We start from the raw sequence: 18,016 nt of genomic DNA on the forward strand, positions 1-18,016 counted from the left end.
AGTGAAAAATTAATTACAACAATAATTAAACAGAATCATTATGGTTCAGATAAAACTCGCTTTCCGACTTATCATTGACCAAAGCTCTACGTTGGCTTGGGATAAATATATTTTTGAAGATACACATTTTGAATATAGAGTTCAGCATCAGGTATTTGATGATAAAAAAGATACTGTAGACAATTATTGGGAACTTTTGATCAAGAATCCCAGTGCCGCAAAAATACCTTTATTAAGTGCTGTCGTCTCCAATTATGTTGCCCAGCTCAATGGCAGTATCAAAAGTCTGCCTGATGTTTTAGGAACTACATTTTTCCCGATTGAGACTTTCAGGCTTGATCTTATCAGTTCCAATATAAAAGAAGCATCGAAACACAAGCTGGGGATCACATTTTACACTCCGACTCTTTTGCTTATTGATATTATCGACAACAAATATCTTCTCAGTAAAGGCACGGATCAAGATCATCTTGAAACTTTTATGTATGCTTTTCATCCTAAGATAGCTATTGCGTATTATCGACATTCTTAATTTTAGCCCGACTAACAGTGAAAATCTGTTAGAGATTTATGATCATCATCCACTCTCATTGTACTGATGTTTCATGCCGGTCGTTTAGTGGTTCCAGGAAATGATTATGCTTTTCTTTAATACTTTTGTGAAGGTCAGCTATCACTTTATGAAATTTAAAACATATTTTCCTCTTTTAGAGATTTTGAATTAATATAATATCTGAAAATCAGTTGTATAGGATCTGGCGTCGTTGTACTTAGAAAAAATAAAAAAACACTCACAAATTAATGTAAGTGTTTCATTTTCAGTTGCTCCTCCTGCTGGGCTCGAACCAGCGACCCTCTGATTAACAGTCAGATGCTCTAACCAACTGAGCTAAGGAGGAATTTCCTTTGTTTAAGGTGCTGCAAATATAATATGAATATCCGTACGAAGCAAGTTTTCTCCTTTATTCCAGCCTATTTTTCACTAAAGTTATTGAAAATCACTTAGAAATATTTTGTTTTTTTTCGCCAGTTTAAAAGCTGTTATGAAATTAGTGGAGGATTAAATGGGATAATTATACTTTACTTAATGGCAATATGATATTTTTTGATTTACTAAGTGCGAGGAGGATTGTATTGTTATCATCATAAAAAAATCTTGTAGCCAACTTCTAAGTCATCCTGTACTGTAGCACTAAGATAAAATAATGGGCTGAGTTGCGTTGATAAACCCAACGCTTCAGTACGTTTTTTGGTCAGTCTTAAAAACTGGGAAATTTAGAAAATTGATAACGATATTATTTAAAAAATATAACGCAAGGGTTTAAATTTCTTATTTATATTTTGAGCAAGCAAAGGTTGGAATCAATTTCATTGATTCTTTCTGAGCGCACACATATCCATGCAGTTTAATAAGGAATCGCATCATATCTTTGAGTTTTGTAAAACTTTAGAAAACAGCTTAGAGATGTAAAGTACAGAATGTTTTTTATTTAGATTAAACAAACTTTTTGTGTTGTTCACAACTTTTGAGATTAATCCCTAAACTATTGTATTGAAGTCATTTTAATACAATTACAAAAATATAAATAGTCAAAAATAAAAAAAGACCTACATTTCTGTAAGTCTTTTTGCTCCTCCTGCTGGGCTCGAACCAGCGACCCTCTGATTAACAGTCAGATGCTCTAACCAACTGAGCTAAGGAGGAATGTCCTTTGTTTTAAGTGGTGCAAATATAGGACGAATATTTATACCCTACAAATATTTTTTAGAAAAATTTTCAAAAAATTATAATTTCCCTGTAAATATCTTGAAAATGTCACTTCCGAAAATCACTAACATCAAGCCTAACAGGAAGATAACTCCAATCATTTGAGCATTTTCCAACACTTTCTGAGGAACCGGTTTTCCAACGATAATTTCATATAATGTAAATAAAACATGTCCACCATCAAGACCCGGAATAGGAATAAGGTTCAGGAAAGCCAACCATACTGAAAACATGGCGGTAAAACTCCAGAACGCAGCCCAGTTAATGGTAAAACTTCCATTGGCATCCTTATCAACAGGCATATTCTTTACAATGGCAATCGGCCCGCCTACATTTTTATACCCCTGGATTTTAGAATTGAACATGATCTTGAACTGCTTAACCTGTGTAGTCAGTGCATCGATAGATCTTACAAATCCTCTCGGAATAGCTTCTCCAAACGAATATTTTTTATTGGTTACAATAGATTTTGCGATGGATTTTGTATCCAGAGCAACCCCCAGTTTTCCGTTCTGGTCAACAGAAACTGCAGGTACTGTTTGTAAAGCACCATTTCTTTCAACCTCTACTGTGATGGTTTTTCCTTTATTCTCATTTAAAAGTGTACTTACTTCGTCAAAGAATGCGGCTTTTTTTCCGTTGATTCCTACCACCTTATCGCCTTTTGCCAATCCTGATTTTTGGGAAGATGGAGTCGCCAAGGAGTCGATAACCATTGGGATTCTTGGACTGATATACAGTTTTGCTTCTTTTTGCTTTAAAACATCTGCTACACCGTCTGCATTAACCGGGAACGTTACTTCCTGTCCGTTTCTTTGTACCGTAACGTTATTTCCTAAAAGGATATTAATGGAGGTGTTTTCTAGTCTTTCTGCCGGTTTTCCGTCAACGCTGATGATTTTGTCCCCATTCTGGAATCCCATTTTCTTTCCGGCTGCACTGGCTTCAATTCCATTATCGAATTTTGTAATATCTGTATACGTTTCTCCGTTAAAGAAAGAAAGGCAGCTATAGATCAACCATGCTAAGAAAAAGTTTACGGTAACCCCGCCCAACATGATAATTAATCTTTGCCATGCCGGCTTAGATCTGAATTCCCAGGGTTCTGCCGGTTTTTTCATCTGAGCGGTATCCATACTTTCGTCTACCATCCCGGCAATTTTTACATATCCACCGAAAGGCAGCCATCCGATTCCGTATTTTGTCTGTTCAGGATGTTTTCTCCAGTCATTATCGGGAAGTTTTGATATATCGATAGGGACTTCTTCCTTCTTTCCGTTAACTTCTATAACTTCTGAATCAGGCAGATTCTTTGATAAGAATTTATATTGCCATTTTCCATTGATTTTCTTCATAGAGAAAATGGAAAAATAAGGATCAAAAAACAGGAAAAATTTCTCTGCTCTGGTCTTAAACCATATCGCAGGTAAAAAGTGCCCAAGCTCGTGAAGAAGTACTAATATAGAGATACTCAGAATGAACTGAAAGAGTTTGATTGCTATTTCCATTAATAAATTTTAGATTTTAATTTGCAAAGGTAACAATTATCAAAACTATGCCAAATAAAAAAGCTCCCCTAAAACGAGAAGCTTTGTCATATTTAAAGACGTTTTGATTATAAATTGAAAGAAACTCCAAGGCTTCCGTTATTACCTACCTCTGCAAATACACCAATTTTTTCAGTGAAGAAATAGCGTGCCCCAATGTGAGCTCCTATTCCAAAGTCTTTTCCCAATACTCCCACATCAACGCCGGGATAGATATCCCACTTTGCAGGAAGATTTAATGCTTCATTTAAATGAAAATTTACCCTCCCGAAAACAAAAACCCTGTTGTCTTTATCATTGTCTTTATAGTTGCTGAAGTAAGCATTAAGACCACCTCCTACAGAGATTAATTTGTTGAGACCGTAATCATAAGTTCCTGTTACCCCGGTTCCATATCCCCAGGCACTCAGACCCAGCTGAATTTTTTGATCTCCTTTACCTGTATATGCCTGCGCACTAGCCATTGCACCACAGAAGAAAACCATCACCATAAAAACCAATTTCTTCATAAATTTTTTAAATTTTAATGATTTTAATAAAAAATATCTGCATCAAAAATAAAACCGAAAGATATATATTGCTATAAATTTGATTGACTTTAATATATTATTAAGAAAATTACCCTTGGTTTTTAAATTTTTATTGTAAAAGCGCAGCTTTTCCATGTGATTCTATTTGTACAATTGTTGTTTGTAATTATAAAATTGTATTTTTATACATAGATCGTATAATAATTTAAAAATAAAAAGATGAAAGTTGCCGGACTCAATTTAGATATCATCTGGAAAAATAAGACTAAAAATTTTGAAGCAATAGAGAGCGGGCTTCAAAACCAGGATGCTGACGTGTTTATTCTGCCTGAAATGTTTTCAACAGGATTCTGTATGGAAGCTTCTGAAGTATCGGACAGACACGAAGAATCTTTTGAGTTTTTAAAAAAGATTTCAAAGGAGAAAAATGCAGCATTCTGCGGAAGTGCTCCTGTAGAACAGTATGGCAAATATTACAATAGGATGTATTTTGTACAGCCGGATGGCGAAACTGCTTTCTATAATAAAAGACATCTATTTTCATTTTCCGGGGAAGATAAGGTATACACACCGGGAAAAAACAGGATTATTGTTGAATATAAAGGAATAAGGTTCCTGCTTCAGGTATGTTATGATCTTCGTTTTCCTGTCTTTGCACGAAATAATGATGACTATGATGCCATTTTGTATGTTGCCAATTGGCCTGAAAAAAGAGTAGGGGCATGGGAACATCTTTTAAAAGCCAGAGCGATTGAAAACCTTTCCTTTGTTTTTGGCCTTAACAGAATAGGAACAGACGGAAATAATCTGGTATATCAGGAAAGTTCTCACTGTTTTTTTGCTGATGGAAAAGAGATTTCCCATAAAAATGGAAATATAGTATCCGCCGATCTGAATATGGATGAATTAATAGATTTCAGGGAACATTTCAGTTTTTTAAATGATCGGGACCGGTTTTCAATCCAGTGGTAACAATATAAGGTTGAGCAGGATAAAAATAATCCTTTCTCAGCCTTTTGTTTATTAGATATATTGCTGCAGAAGCTGAGTTAATGTATTGACATCATGTACTCCGCTTTCTTTCCACAAAAGCTCCCCATTTTTAAAAATGGCCAGGGTAGGTACTCCGCGTACACCATATTGTGCGGCGATAGCAGGGTATTGATCCACATCTACTTTGATGATTCTGGCTCCTTCGCCGATATTTTCCTTTACTGTATTTAAAACAGAAGACTGTACTTTACATGGCTGGCACCAAGTAGCGAAAAAGTCGATAAGTACAGGTCTTTCGGAATTGATTATTTCCTGAAATTTTTGTGACATAGTTAAGTTTTTTATCAGTTTATTTTTTTACCCCTTCGTCCTGGATTGCTTTTACATTTTTCCAGGTGGTTCCGTCATAAGCTTCTACGCCGTTTTTCTTTAAGATCTCCATCGCCTGATATGCCTGTATCCCTTTATTGCAGAAAACAACAACTTTTTTTCCTTTAAGAGTTTCAATATTATTTTGAAGCTCACCCAAAGGGATATTAATGGCATTTTTTGCTGTTCCTGCAGTGTATTGCTCAGGAATTCTAACATCAACCAATGTCACATCGGAGCTTTTTACTATTTCTTTGATGTTGGTTGTAGAAATATTTCCCGACTGATTTGTTTTACAGGCACTTACAATAAGGCTTATAATCATCGGTAATCCCCAAAATTTAGTTCTCATTTTAAGAGGTTTTGGATTGGCATACAAAATCAGTAGTCGGAAACTTTTCTGTTTTTTTAATTCCGTTAAAACCACCTTCGATTTCAGTGAAATTCCTGATGCCATGTGAATTAAGGATGCTGGCCGCAATCATACTTCTGTATCCTCCTGCACAGTGAAGGAAAAAATGTTCCGAATCATCAATAGTACGTGCCCACTCACTTATAGCATCGAGTGGTCTGTTGTAAGCGTTGTCAATATGTTCTGCTGAATATTCTGTCAATTTTCGTACATCGATTACAGTTGATTTGTCTGTAAATTGCTCTGCAAATTCTGAAGGTGAAATTCTTTTAATCTCGTCAATCTCCTTACCTGCATTTTTCCATGCTGTAAATCCTCCTTGTAAATAACCTGCAACGTTATCAAATCCGACTCTGCTTAACCTTGTGATAACTTCTTCTTCGGTTCCTTCATCGGTAATCAGTAACAGGGGATGTTTTACATCTACAATTAATGTTCCGACCCAGGGTGCAAAATCTCCCTTTAGGCCTATATTGATGGAATTGGGTACAAAACCTTTATGAAATTCAGCAGCTCCGCGGGTATCGAGAATCAAGGCGCCTGTTTCTTCTGCCAGAGCTTCGAAATCTTCAGGTGCAACGGGTTGTAATCCTTTGTCCATCACAACATCCAGACTTTCATATCCGCCTTTATTAAGGGCTACATTCATTCCGAAATATTTCGGAGGAGCCGTCAGTCCATCCAGCACTTCTCTGATGAATGACTCTTTGTCCGGCTGGTTAAGGGCATAGTTTGTTCTTTTTTGATTTCCAAGAATATCTACTGTTTCTTTCTGCATGTTTTTTCCACAGGCAGATCCTGCACCATGGGCCGGATATACAGTAATATCATCATGTAACGGCATGATTTTATTCTGAAGGCTGTCGTATAAAATTCCTGCAAGATCTTCCTGAGTGAGATTGGTAGCCTTCTGAGCAAGGTCCGGTCTCCCTACATCACCCAAAAATAAAGTATCTCCTGTAAAAATAGCTGTTTCAGTACCATTTTCATCTATTAAAAGATAAGTACTGCTTTCCATAGTGTGGCCGGGAGTATGTAATACTTTTATTTTTACATTTCCGATGCTAAAAATCTGCCCGTCCTCCGCAATGATAGCATCAAACTCCGGAGCAGCAGTAGGTCCGTATACAATAGGAGCTCCTGTCTTCTTACTCAGATCCAGGTGTCCCGAGACAAAATCTGCATGGAAGTGCGTTTCAAAAATATATTTCAAAGTGACATTGTCTTTTTTCAGACGATCCAGATAAGGAGTGACTTCTCTGAGCGGATCAATAATGGCCGCCTCATTTTCTGATACAATATAATAAGCTCCCTGAGCCAGACAGCCCGTATATATTTGTTCAACTTTCATTGGGTCTATTTTTAATAGTTAAAGATACAAAGTATTAGATAGATTCTAAATGAAATGTTAAATTCCATTGATAGTTTCTTTCAATACTATGTTAAACGAATGTTTAATGATCCCTGTTTTTAAGCAAAAAGAATGCCTTACATAGTGACAATTTACAAATACTGTTTTTTATCATGTTCAATATTTATAAATGCTTTCTTAACGGCTGGAATCAATATTTCAGCAGAGATGGTTTGGATTTTGCTTATGTCATGCGAAATATTTCCAATGGTAATAGAATTTCGACGGGAAATATCACCAAATATTTTACAAAAACTTTTATATTTATAAGTTAAAAAAAGTGATCAGATGGCAGACAAAACACAATTTATTGAAGAACTAAATGCTAGATATACTCCAAAAGGAGATCATATTATATTGGGTAAAGGAATGTTGAACGGGGAAGTAGTTCCTGAAGTCAACGTTACGATTCCTTTGAAAACCATTAACCGCCACGGTCTTATTGCAGGAGCTACCGGAACAGGAAAGACAAAAACTTTGCAGGTATTTGCAGAACAACTTTCACATCAGGGAATTCCTTCGATGGTGCTGGATATAAAAGGCGACTTTTCCGGGATTGCAGAAGCCGGCCAGATGAATTCCATTATTGAAGAAAGATATGCAAAAACCCAGCTGCCTTATACTCCGCAGGGATTTCCGGTAGAATTAATGACCATTTCAGGAGCAAAAGGGGTGAAGTTGAGGGCAACGGTTACAGAATTCGGACCGGTGTTACTCAGTAAGATCCTTGAGCTTAATGATACCCAGCAAAGCATTATGTCTATCGTCTTCAAATATTGCGATGACAAAGGTCTTCCATTGATTGATCTTAAAGATTTAAAGAAAGTATTGCAATATGTGACTGATAACGCTCAGGGAAAAGCAGAACTTGCAGCCAACTATGGATCAATAGCGTCAGCTTCTCTGGGAGCAATTTTAAGATCTATTGTGGCACTGGAGCAGCAGGGAGCAGCAGACTTTTTCGGCGAGCTGAGCTTTGATGTACAGGATCTACTGGAGACAAGAGATGGAAAAGGTGTCGTTAATATTTTAAGAGTATCGGATATTCAGAATAAACCACAGTTGTTCTCTACTTTTATGCTTTCGCTTTTCGCAGAAATCTACATGACATTTCCTGAAGAAGGAGACAGCGGAAAACCCAAACTGGTGCTGTTCATTGATGAAGCCCACCTGATTTTTGATGAAGCGTCAAAAGCTCTCCTGTCACAAATTGAAACCATGGTAAAACTGATCCGTTCCAAAGGTGTCGGAATCTATTTTATTACACAAATTCCGGGTGATGTTCCCGAAAATGTACTGTCTCAGTTAGGTTTAAAGATACAACATGCATTGAGAGGGTTTACGGCTAAAGATAAAAAAGAAATTTCCAAGGCGGTTGAAAATTACCCTACAACAGAATATTATAATGCTTCAACACTGATTCAGAGTTTAGGTATCGGGGAAGCTTTTGTTACAGCGTTGGATGAAAAAGGTATTCCGACACCATTGGTGCACACCTATTTGATCTCTCCGGAATCAAGAATGGATGTTTTGAATGAGGCCGAAATATCCGAACTAACGGGGAAGTCTGCATTAGTAGCAAAATATGAAGAAGCTATTGACAGAGAATCTGCATATGAAATGCTAACCAGCAGAATGGAACAGGCAGTACAAAATTCTGCACCCACACAAAAGACCAAACCTGTAAAAGAAGAACCAGGCATGTTTGAGCAGGTTTTACAGAGTCAGGCAGGAAGAACTTTTACCAATACCTTAATGAGAGAAGGAGCTAAAGCCATTCTGGGAATGTTTGGTTTAGGAGGAAGAAGGAGGTAAGTCTCAGGATATAAAGTCTTATAGCCTGCTGTATTTGATATATTTTTTGTTATTTTAGCAGGTTATACTTTACTGATAGGGAAAAATATTGCCATATTCAGGCATAAAAGGTAGAGGTAAGAAATTAAATAAATAAAACAGCAGTTAACGGGAAATCAATGTATTCGATTATAGATATAGAAAGTAATGGTGCAGGTTATAGAAATGAGTGCATTATAGACATTGCCATTTACAGGTATGATGGTCAGAAAATAACTGACCAGTTTATCTCTTTGGTAAATCCTGAAAGTGATATCACTCCCTTTGTACAGAAATTAACCAGTATTACTCCCAAAATGGTTAAAACTGCTCCGAAATTTCACGAACTGGCCAAAAGAGTCATTGAAATTACTCAGAATACGACGCTGGTAGGTCATAATATTGATTTTGATTACAGAATGCTTCGCCAGTCGTTCAAAAGACTCGGTTATGATTTTAAAATCAATACTTTAGATACCATTCCTTTAGCGAAAAAACTGATCCCTGATGAGGTGAGCTATTCACTGGGAAAACTTGTAAAATCACTGGGTATTCCATTGACCAATCATCACAGGGCTGAAGGCGATGCAAGGGCTACCCTGGAATTGTTTAAGCTTTTGATATCAAAAGATACCGAAAACGAGATCATTCAGAAGCAGCATGAGGAGACCAATGCAAAAACGTACATAAACAAGATCAAAGTATTAACCCAGGATCTTCCAAATGATAAAGGTTTTGTTTATTTTCAGGATGAAGCCGGAAAAATCATTTTCTCAGATTACGTTCAGGACATTAATAAATTTTCAAAGAAAGTTTTTAATTCCAAATCCAAAAAATGGGAAAAAATCCAGAGTGGTGTAGAGCAGATTAACTTTGAACTTACCGGCACGGATATTATTGCCAAGCTTATTCTTAATTCTAAAAATATCAAAAAGAAAGAAGTGTTTCCGTTCGGTCTTTATTTCAGAAACAATAAATACGTCGTTGAAAAAAATAACCTGAATAAAACGGAAAAACCTTTGCTCAAGTTCAGGTCTTTCACTCAGGGAACAAAAGCAGTTCAGTTTATTGGCGCTCAAGAAGAATTTAACGAGGTTACAGTGCTTAAGCAAAAAATAGAATTCAAAAAAAGAAATGAATTATGGCTGGGTACAGGAAGAAAATTGGGTGAAAAATTATTTTTGATCATTGAAAACGGAAAAGTTCTGTCTTTTGGCTTCTATGAGCTGTTTACACAGATTCAAACGCTGAGTAAGCTGGCAAAACTCAAAATCGACCTTCCGATGTCTTCCGCTGACCTGAATAATGAATTACAACTGGCTCTGCTACGGGGTGATTTTGAAACGTTGCCGCTACCTAAATAATAGAAAAACTGAGAGGTTAGAAATTGATCCGGGGCCAATCCTTTTCAAATCAATGTTCTAAAAATAAAAAATAAATAGTATTTTTGCAAAAAATAAATACAAGCAATGCAAAATTTTAAACAAATTAAAACTGGAAAAAAGGGAGCCGTTAGGTTTTCTAAGGTTTGGAATATTTAAAAGAGTTGTCTTGCATAAAAAATAATCAATGTGGCAGACTCTTTTTTCGAAGGATCTGCCTTTTTTTATGTTAAAATGAAATTATGAATTCAAAAGAATTATTAAAGATTGCCAATGAGTTTGGCACCCCGGTGTATGTGTATGATGCTGAATCCATCAAAGGTCAATACGAGAAACTTACATCTTCTTTTTTAAAACACACAAAGTTCTTCTACGCAGCAAAAGCGTTGACAAACATCAATATCCTTAAGTATGTCAAGAACCTGGGTGCTTCTTTGGATTGTGTATCTATTAATGAGGTTAAGCTTGGATTAAAGGCAGGATTTCCAAAAGAAAAAATACTGTTTACTCCCAATTGCGTTGATCTTGCTGAAATAGAGGAAGCCATGACTTTCGGAGTTCATATTAACATTGATAATATTTCTATTCTTGAGCAATTCGGGAATAAATACGGGAATTCATACCCGATTTTTGTAAGGATCAACCCGCACATTTTTGCAGGAGGAAACTATAAAATCTCAACAGGACACATCGATAGCAAATTCGGAATCTCCATCCACCAGCTTCGTCACATAGAAAGAGTGATGAAGAGTACAAACGTGAACGTGGAGGGACTTCATATGCACACGGGAAGTGAAATTAAAGATCCCGATGTATTTTTACAGGCCCTGGACATTATGCTGGAGCTTTCCGAGCATTTTCCAAATCTGAAATACCTGGATATGGGAAGTGGTTTTAAAATTCCTTATCAGGATACGGAAGAAGAAACTGATGTTAAAACCTTAGGTAAAAAAGTAGAAAAAGTTTTAGGCGATTTCTCAAAATCAACAGGAAGAAAATTCGAGCTTTGGTTTGAACCGGGTAAATTTTTAGTTGGAAAAAGCGGATACCTTTTGGTAAAAGCTAATGTGATCAAACAAACGACAGCCACTGTTTTCGTAGGAGTAAATTCCGGATTTAATCATTTGATCCGTCCGATGTTCTACGATTCTTACCATATGATCGAAAACTTATCCAATCCAAAAGGAGCAGAGAGAATTTATACGGTAGTGGGAAATATCTGCGAAACAGATACATTTGCATGGGACAGAAAATTACACGAAGTAAGAGAAGGAGATATTCTTGCTTTCCATAATGCAGGAGCCTATGGTTTTGAGATGAGTTCAAACTTTAATTCGAGATTGAAGCCTGCAGAGGTTTTATTCCTTGACGGAAAAGCTCACCTGATCCGTAAAAGAGATGAATTCGAAGATTTGTTGAGAAACCAGATCGAAGTTATCTAAAACATAAAAATATAACGTAAACGGCTGCCCATCGGGCAGCCGTTTTTATTTTCAATACCCACTTTGATTGTTTCATTATGATGAATCTTGATTATAGTAACAGATATTTCTGGTGCTAAACCTAACAGGTTTTCAAAACATAGTAGATCTAATACTGGAAAAATTACAAATTTTTAACATTGAAACGCTACGGCAGGTTCAATTTAATTAGCTAAATTTGATAGAAAGACAACTTTTAATGACGTTGTTTTACCTGAAATAATCATCAAATCAAAGAATTATGGCTAAAAATATTGCAGAGCAGATCGTTGAAATGCTCGAAGAAGCTAATGTGAAAAGAATTTATGCGGTAACAGGAGATAGTCTTAATCACCTTAATATAGCAGTGAAAAAAAGCAGCATCCAATGGATTCATGTGAGACATGAGGAAGTAGGTGCCTATGCTGCTGCTGCAGAAGCGGAGCTTGATGGTCTTGCAGTATGTGCGGGAAGTTGCGGCCCGGGGCATGTTCATTTAATTAACGGCGTCTACGAAGCCCATAGATCCCATGTTCCGATGTTGGTGATTGCTTCTACGATTCCCAGCGATGAAATGGGAATGGATTATTTCCAGGAAACCAATACCATCAAATTGTTTGACGACTGCAGTCACTATAACCAGATGATTACACGGCCTGCACAAGTGCAGAGGACCGTCCAGACGGCCATTCAGCATGCTATCTCTAAAAAAGGGGTTGCTGTGATCGGCCTTCCCGGTGATGTATCAGAACTGGATGCGGAAGAGGCAACGACTTCAACTCAAATCTTCAAAACAAATCCTGTCATCAGACCGTCAGATGATGAATTGAAGAATCTTGCCGGCTTGATCAATGAAAGTAAAAAAGTGACCCTTTATTGTGGAATAGGCGCGGAAAAAGCAGCTTCTGAAGTTATCCAACTGTCTAAGCTCTTAAAATCTCCGGTTGGGTACTCGTTTCGTGGAAAAATGGCGATCCAGCCTAATAATCCTAATGAAATTGGTCTTACAGGGCTATTGGGATTTCCTTCGGCTTATCACGCCATGCATGAAGCGGATCTGGTGATTCTTCTGGGAACGGATTTCCCTTATCAGAAGTTTATGCCCGTAAAAAATAAGATTGTACAAATCGATGAAAGCCCTGAAAGACTGGGACGAAGAGCAAAACTGGAGCTTGGGCTTGCGGGAGATGTCAAAGAAACCCTTAAAGCATTAATTCCTTTATTGAATGAAAAAACGGATGCTGATTTTCTCAATGAACAACTGGAATTTTATGGAAAAGTAAAAGAAAATCAACTCGAATATGTTAAAGATTTCGGGAAAGAGAATGCGATCCAGCCGGAATATGTTGCTCATACTTTAGACAGAATTGCGAAGAAAGATGCTATTTTCACAGTAGATACGGGGATGTGCTGTGTCTGGGGTGCCAGATTTATTACAGGAACCGGAGAGAGGAAAATGCTTGGCTCCTTTAATCACGGATCTATGGCTAATGCGATGCCTATGGCAATTGGAGCTTCACTAGCTCATCCTGACAAGCAGGTTATTGCCATGTGTGGTGACGGTGGACTTTCTATGCTGCTGGGAGATATGGCAACAATTTTTCAGTATAAACTTCCGGTAAAACTAATTGTATTCAACAACAGGGCCCTTGGAATGGTAAAACTGGAAATGGAAGTAGGAGGGATGCCCGACAATGAAACCGACATGATCAATCCGGACTTTGCTATGGTCGCACAGGCAATGGGATATCCGGGAAAAAATGTACATCATCCCGAAGAGGTGGAAAATGCCATCCGGGAATGCCTGGATTATAATGGCCCTTATCTTCTGAATATATTTACAAACCCTAACGCGCTGGCCCTGCCTCCTAAAATTGAATTTGATCAGGTGTTGGGAATGACCAAATCTATGGCACAACTGATGCTCGGCGGAAAAATGGACGAAGTATTCGAGACGGTAAAAAGCAACTATAAACATATAAAAGGTCTTTTGTAATAACTCAGAAATAGGATTACAATTTTAATTTTCAATCATATCCATATAAACTTCATACTTTGTGTGAAGTTTTTCTTTTTAATAAGCCCGGTAAATATTTACCTTTGCTCAATAATTAATGGTCCAAATTAAATTATGAAAACTATATTCTTATTTTTTGCTCTTTGCGTCGCAAATTTTTCTTTTGCCCAGGATATTGAGGAAAGGGATGATTCTTTTATCGTGGAGAGCAATAAGAATCTTTTTAAAATTGACATTCAGGAACCTTTCCTGCAGATCGCCGTTAAATGTAATGACTTTAAGCCTGTGTCTTTTGAAGGAGGTGTTGCCGCATATAAAGATCTTTTGAGTAAATATATGTACACCTATCTCAATGCAGATTTCTATACCCTGACAGGTGATTTTACATTTACCTTAACGATTGATGAAGCGGGGAAGGTGAGTAATATTACCGGATCTCCCAAAGTTTTAAACAGTAAGGTATTCTTCGATGATATGCAATACGTGATAAGACGAATTAAGAAAGACTGGAAACCTGCAACATGTGCCGGACAACCTGTAAAGTCTGATTTGAAACTTAAAATGAACTTTACTTCTGTTTCAGTAGATATGTAATATATAAGTATGAATAAAAAACTATTAACTATTGTTCTTTCAATATTTTCTCTTTTTGTTATTTCAGCACAAAGGAAAGAGATTGGAGACTATCCTCCGGGCCAGAATGCCTACAAGGGAGGAAATGTTCAGATGTTTAAAGATATTCAGGATGTTTTTGTTAAAAACAATATGTCCGGCTGTGAGAATAAAAAGGAAATGTACTGGGTGACTTTAAGAATTGATGAGAATTCTAAACCGGCTTTGGTACGTAAAAAAACAGATATAGAAAAAGCTGAAAAAAATAAATGTGCCTATAATTTGATTGTGAAAGCACTAGGTCAACTTCGAAACTGGCAACCTGCAGAAATTAATGAAAAGAAAGTAACGGCTTATTTCGATTTTCCTTTTTTTCCTTCCGATTTTTTTGAAAACTTTAAAGAAAATTATGATACCGGTCATTTTATAAGTAGAGCATCTTTTCCTCCAAACAACGGAGTGTTGTCATTCAGTGACGAAGTCCGTAAAAATGTTGAAGGATATGTTGATTTTGATGCTTACAAAATTAATGGGAAATTCACGGTTTTCTTTACTGTTGAAACAGACGGTTCAACCAAGGTTCGCGATATAGAACCTAAAGTAGCCAATAGCGAACAACTGATGGAAGAAATCAGATTTGCTTTTAAAAAGGTGAAACAGAAATGGATTCCTGCAACGAAAAATGGGATTCCGGTACAGACAAATCTACGGATAGTTCTTAATTTTGGGAATGGTTATTAGTAAAATGCATTTTTAACGATATTCAGTTAAAATAAAAGTATACAGCTAAATTTCAATAGAATACCGGCAAATATTTCCTGCAATATTTAGAAAAAGATACCGCTGCCATTCTGTCACAATATTTTGTATCTTTGCAAACTTATCTGTTCGTATTTTAAAATTCATCTTATATAATCTCCTGAGTTTTAAATTCCGGACCTTAAATTGATTATCGTGCAGGAAAAATATATAGACGAAACAAAACAGGGGGAAGCTTTTGCGATTGCTGAAAGACCTGAAAACTCTAAAAAACTATTTTTAGAAAGCTACGGTTGTCAGATGAACTTCTCTGACTCCGAGATTGTTGCATCTATCCTTAATGAACAAGGGTATAATACTACAATGAAGGTTGAAGAGGCAGACCTTATCCTTTTAAATACATGTTCCATTCGTGAAAAAGCGGAACAAACCGTAAGAATGCGTCTTTCACAGTTCAAAAATCTTAAGAAAGAGAAACCGAATATGACGGTAGGCGTTTTGGGATGTATGGCGGAAAGGCTAAAGACCAAATTTCTGGAAGAAGAACAACTTGTCGACCTTGTAGTAGGTCCTGATGCCTATAGAGATCTTCCCAATCTTTTAAAAGAAACAGACGATGGTAGAGATGCCATTAATGTTATTCTTTCAAAAGAAGAAACATATGCCGATATTAATCCGGTTCGTTTGGGAGGAAATGGTGTTACAGCTTTTGTAACTATTACGAGAGGTTGCGATAATATGTGTACCTTCTGTGTAGTTCCTTTTACCAGAGGAAGAGAAAGAAGCCGTGATCCTCATTCCATCATAGAAGAATGTAAAGATCTGGCGAATAACGGATATAAAGAAATTACCCTTTTAGGACAGAACGTAGACTCCTACTTATGGTATGGAGGAGGTCCTAAAAAAGATTTTGCCAAAGCTTCTGAAATGCAGAAAGCTACGGCTGTCAATTTTGCACAACTTCTTGATCTGGTCGCTAAAGCAGTTCCTGGATTAAGAATCAGATTCTCTACTTCCAATCCTCAGGATATGAGCCTTGAAGTATTCAGAATGATGGCAAAACATGATAATATCTGTAAATATGTACACCTTCCTGTTCAGAGTGGTAGCAACAACATGCTGGAAGCGATGAACAGACAGCATACCCGTGAAGAATACCTTGATCTGATCAGAAAAGCTAAGGAAATTGTGCCTGAAGTAGCTTTCTCTCAGGATATGATCGTAGGTTTCTGCAACGAAACAGAAGAAGATCATCAGGATACCTTAAGTCTGATGAGAGAAGTAGAATATGATTACGGTTATATGTTTGCTTATTCAGAAAGACCGGGAACTCCTGCTCACAAAAAGATGGAAGATAATATTCCAGCAGAGGTGAAGCAGAGACGTCTTGCGGAAGTGATCGCACTACAGGGAGAGCTTTCAAGACAAAGAATGCAGTCTTACGTAGGAAGAGTACATCAGATTTTAATTGAAGGAACTTCCAAAAAGAACGCAAACCAATGGAAAGGAAGAAATTCTCAGAATGCTGTCTGTGTTTTTGATAAACTGGAAGGCCAGAAAATTGGTGACCTCGTGGATGTTTTTGTTTATGACAACACACAGGGTACGCTTTTAGGCAGGCTGGAAGCATGATTTTAAAATATGTTGTTTCTCTTTTTATCTTCATCACTACGGTAAGTTGTCAGATTGCTGGTAAACTATCAAAATATAATCGACATGTCGGTGATATTGAGTTTGATAAAAAGAAAGATGATATTCATTTTAAAATCTGTGATCCGGATACTACCTGTCAGTATTATAATGATTCTAAGGGATTTGAGTATGAAGGAGAAAAAATTTCTATTGAAAAACAGCTTAAGGAATCAAAAATAAAAGGAAATAAAGATACTAACGGATATATTACCGTCAGATTTTTAGTAAATTGTGAAGGAAAATCCGGACTATTCAGAGTTCAGCAAATGAATCCGGAATATGAAGAAAGGGAATTAGATAAAAGCTTAGCAACAAACTTGTTAAACTTTACAAAATCTCTGAATGGCTGGGTAATAAAGCAAATGGAAAGTAAAAAAATAGATTATTATCAATATTTGACCTATAAAATAGAAAATGGAGAAATCGTTGAAGTTTTGCCTTAGTTTTTTAGGTTTACTGATATACAGTACTTCTTTGGCGCAGGTCAATTGTAATACTTTTACAACAGACCAGTGCAGGGAATCCTGTGAGAAATCTAATTTTGCTGAGAAAATTCAGTGGACACAATATGCGCAGGAGTTGTTTGACGAAGCGATAAAATTGTGCCCTACCAATGATTTTGCTTTTAAAGAAAAAGCCGTTCCATACCTTAAATCCGGAGATTTTGTAACCTGGAAAAAACTCATTGATAAAGCTGTAGAGCTGGATCCTCAGAAAAACCTGGGCTACAGGGGCTGGTGTAAATTCCAGTTTCTTCGTGATTATAGTGGTGCCATCAGGGATCTTGAAGCCTTAAAAAAATACTATCCTGAAGATCTTGGAAGGTCTCAGAATGGAGATTATAATCTAGGCTTAGTAAAGGCTATGTCTTACAGCGCCTTAGGGCAAAAAGAGAAAGCTGCCGGGATTATTGAAAGGCTGCTGGCTAGAAAAGCCTATGTAAAAGGGATGTATGACCATTACCAACTGGGAGTGACCTATTTCGAGTTGGGAAGGTATGACAAAGCCCTTGAAAATTTTGAAGAACAGAGCAGAGAATACGACTTTGCCGAGAATATATACTTTAAAAGTAAAGTTTCTAAAATCAGAAACAAGGATTATTTGGATTTAAAAACGTTAGCATTGCAGACGTACGATGCCGGTAAGACCATGAAAGATGGCTACACGCATCATTTTAACAAAATCTACAGAAAACAGATTGAAGAACTGTAGATTACCATTAAATCAATAA

General features: G+C 36.8%; 16 protein-coding genes and 2 tRNA genes. 11 read left to right on the plus strand and 7 right to left on the minus strand.

Features of this window, described 5'->3' with window-relative positions; all coding sequences use genetic code 11:
- Positions 1 to 40: 40 nt before the first annotated feature.
- Entirely contained in the window at positions 41 to 532 is a 492-nt protein-coding gene (locus tag M030_RS0107480; RefSeq protein WP_027372933.1) for a hypothetical protein, read from the plus strand.
- A 293-nt stretch (positions 533 to 825) separates the two neighbouring features.
- Here the strand turns inward: M030_RS0107480 and M030_RS0107485 are convergent.
- From M030_RS0107485 to M030_RS0107500, 4 genes are all read right to left on the minus strand, one after another.
- Positions 826 to 899, minus strand: a tRNA-Asn gene (locus tag M030_RS0107485).
- Positions 900 to 1,631: 732 nt separating this feature from the next.
- Positions 1,632 to 1,705: transfer RNA gene (locus M030_RS0107490), tRNA-Asn, on the minus strand.
- 80 nt (positions 1,706 to 1,785) lie between these two features.
- Complete coding sequence (gene rseP / locus M030_RS0107495; protein ID WP_027372934.1) at positions 1,786 to 3,276, minus strand: RIP metalloprotease RseP; 1,491 nt, start codon at positions 3,274 to 3,276, stop codon at positions 1,786 to 1,788.
- Positions 3,277 to 3,383: 107 nt separating this feature from the next.
- Positions 3,384 to 3,824 carry a DUF6646 family protein gene (locus M030_RS0107500; protein ID WP_027372935.1) on the minus strand — a complete coding sequence of 147 codons (441 nt, stop codon included), beginning with the start codon at positions 3,822 to 3,824 and terminating at the stop codon, positions 3,384 to 3,386.
- A 240-nt stretch (positions 3,825 to 4,064) separates the two neighbouring features.
- On the opposite strand from M030_RS0107500, the gene M030_RS0107505 reads away from it, so the two are divergent.
- The gene (locus M030_RS0107505; protein WP_027372936.1) at positions 4,065 to 4,817 is read left to right on the plus strand and encodes a nitrilase-related carbon-nitrogen hydrolase; all 753 of its coding nucleotides are present in this window, start codon (positions 4,065 to 4,067) and stop codon (positions 4,815 to 4,817) included.
- A gap of 51 nt (positions 4,818 to 4,868) precedes the next feature.
- Here the strand turns inward: M030_RS0107505 and M030_RS0107510 are convergent, their stop codons facing one another.
- Genes M030_RS0107510 through M030_RS0107520 form a run of 3 tightly spaced genes read right to left on the minus strand, consistent with a single transcriptional unit; the run spans position 4,869 to position 6,970 of the window.
- A complete protein-coding gene (locus tag M030_RS0107510) occupies positions 4,869 to 5,168 on the minus strand; it encodes a thioredoxin family protein (protein ID WP_027372937.1) in 300 nt (99 codons plus the stop codon).
- 19 nt (positions 5,169 to 5,187) lie between these two features.
- Entirely contained in the window at positions 5,188 to 5,559 is a 372-nt protein-coding gene (locus M030_RS23855) for a rhodanese-like domain-containing protein (RefSeq protein WP_051584935.1), read from the minus strand.
- Between the two features lies 1 nt (position 5,560).
- Positions 5,561 to 6,970, minus strand: coding sequence for an MBL fold metallo-hydrolase (locus M030_RS0107520; protein ID WP_027372938.1), 1,410 nt, complete (start codon positions 6,968 to 6,970; stop codon positions 5,561 to 5,563).
- Positions 6,971 to 7,318: 348 nt separating this feature from the next.
- On the opposite strand from M030_RS0107520, the gene M030_RS0107530 reads away from it, so the two are divergent.
- The 9 genes from M030_RS0107530 to M030_RS0107570 all read left to right on the plus strand — a co-directional run bounded on the left by M030_RS0107530 (position 7,319) and on the right by M030_RS0107570 (position 17,997).
- Entirely contained in the window at positions 7,319 to 8,845 is a 1,527-nt protein-coding gene (locus M030_RS0107530; protein WP_027372939.1) for a helicase HerA-like domain-containing protein, read from the plus strand.
- Between the two features lie 158 nt (positions 8,846 to 9,003).
- Positions 9,004 to 10,227: a PolC-type DNA polymerase III gene (locus M030_RS0107535; protein ID WP_027372940.1), complete on the plus strand. Its 1,224-nt coding sequence runs from the start codon at positions 9,004 to 9,006 to the stop codon at positions 10,225 to 10,227.
- A gap of 260 nt (positions 10,228 to 10,487) precedes the next feature.
- Positions 10,488 to 11,687, plus strand: a complete 1,200-nt coding sequence (gene lysA / locus M030_RS0107540) for a diaminopimelate decarboxylase (protein ID WP_171032576.1) — start codon at positions 10,488 to 10,490, stop codon at positions 11,685 to 11,687.
- A gap of 280 nt (positions 11,688 to 11,967) precedes the next feature.
- Positions 11,968 to 13,701: a thiamine pyrophosphate-dependent enzyme gene (locus M030_RS0107545; protein WP_027372942.1), complete on the plus strand. Its 1,734-nt coding sequence runs from the start codon at positions 11,968 to 11,970 to the stop codon at positions 13,699 to 13,701.
- Between the two features lie 135 nt (positions 13,702 to 13,836).
- Positions 13,837 to 14,316 (plus strand): energy transducer TonB, encoded by a 480-nt coding sequence (locus tag M030_RS0107550; RefSeq protein WP_027372943.1) that lies wholly within the window; start codon positions 13,837 to 13,839, stop codon positions 14,314 to 14,316.
- A 9-nt stretch (positions 14,317 to 14,325) separates the two neighbouring features.
- On the plus strand, positions 14,326 to 15,075 hold the full coding sequence (locus M030_RS0107555; RefSeq protein ID WP_027372944.1) for an energy transducer TonB: 750 nt from the start codon (positions 14,326 to 14,328) through the stop codon (positions 15,073 to 15,075).
- Positions 15,076 to 15,288: 213 nt separating this feature from the next.
- Positions 15,289 to 16,725, plus strand: a complete 1,437-nt coding sequence (gene miaB, locus M030_RS0107560; protein WP_027372945.1) for a tRNA (N6-isopentenyl adenosine(37)-C2)-methylthiotransferase MiaB — start codon at positions 15,289 to 15,291, stop codon at positions 16,723 to 16,725.
- Positions 16,722 to 17,228: a hypothetical protein gene (locus M030_RS0107565; RefSeq protein WP_027372946.1), complete on the plus strand. Its 507-nt coding sequence runs from the start codon at positions 16,722 to 16,724 to the stop codon at positions 17,226 to 17,228. The genes miaB and M030_RS0107565 overlap by 4 nt, the downstream gene beginning before the upstream one ends.
- Positions 17,200 to 17,997 carry a tetratricopeptide repeat protein gene (locus tag M030_RS0107570; protein WP_034722297.1) on the plus strand — a complete coding sequence of 266 codons (798 nt, stop codon included), beginning with the start codon at positions 17,200 to 17,202 and terminating at the stop codon, positions 17,995 to 17,997. The genes M030_RS0107565 and M030_RS0107570 overlap by 29 nt, the downstream gene beginning before the upstream one ends.
- The last annotated feature ends 19 nt before the right edge of the window (positions 17,998 to 18,016 follow it).

Source organism: Chryseobacterium sp. UNC8MFCol, assembly GCF_000482305.1.
Lineage (GTDB): Bacteria > Bacteroidota > Bacteroidia > Flavobacteriales > Weeksellaceae > Chryseobacterium > Chryseobacterium indologenes.

Coding starts and splice junctions, on each gene's coding strand:
- M030_RS0107480 (WP_027372933.1), top strand. CDS start 41: ATGGTTCAGATAAAACTCGCTTTCCGACTTATCATTGACCAAAGCTCT.
- rseP (WP_027372934.1), bottom strand. CDS start 3,276: ATGGAAATAGCAATCAAACTCTTTCAGTTCATTCTGAGTATCTCTATA.
- M030_RS0107500 (WP_027372935.1), bottom strand. CDS start 3,824: ATGAAGAAATTGGTTTTTATGGTGATGGTTTTCTTCTGTGGTGCAATG.
- M030_RS0107505 (WP_027372936.1), top strand. CDS start 4,065: ATGAAAGTTGCCGGACTCAATTTAGATATCATCTGGAAAAATAAGACT.
- M030_RS0107510 (WP_027372937.1), bottom strand. CDS start 5,168: ATGTCACAAAAATTTCAGGAAATAATCAATTCCGAAAGACCTGTACTT.
- M030_RS23855 (WP_051584935.1), bottom strand. CDS start 5,559: ATGAGAACTAAATTTTGGGGATTACCGATGATTATAAGCCTTATTGTA.
- M030_RS0107520 (WP_027372938.1), bottom strand. CDS start 6,970: ATGAAAGTTGAACAAATATATACGGGCTGTCTGGCTCAGGGAGCTTAT.
- M030_RS0107530 (WP_027372939.1), top strand. CDS start 7,319: ATGGCAGACAAAACACAATTTATTGAAGAACTAAATGCTAGATATACT.
- M030_RS0107535 (WP_027372940.1), top strand. CDS start 9,004: ATGTATTCGATTATAGATATAGAAAGTAATGGTGCAGGTTATAGAAAT.
- lysA (WP_171032576.1), top strand. CDS start 10,488: ATGAATTCAAAAGAATTATTAAAGATTGCCAATGAGTTTGGCACCCCG.
- M030_RS0107545 (WP_027372942.1), top strand. CDS start 11,968: ATGGCTAAAAATATTGCAGAGCAGATCGTTGAAATGCTCGAAGAAGCT.
- M030_RS0107550 (WP_027372943.1), top strand. CDS start 13,837: ATGAAAACTATATTCTTATTTTTTGCTCTTTGCGTCGCAAATTTTTCT.
- M030_RS0107555 (WP_027372944.1), top strand. CDS start 14,326: ATGAATAAAAAACTATTAACTATTGTTCTTTCAATATTTTCTCTTTTT.
- M030_RS0107565 (WP_027372946.1), top strand. CDS start 16,722: ATGATTTTAAAATATGTTGTTTCTCTTTTTATCTTCATCACTACGGTA.
- M030_RS0107570 (WP_034722297.1), top strand. CDS start 17,200: ATGGAGAAATCGTTGAAGTTTTGCCTTAGTTTTTTAGGTTTACTGATA.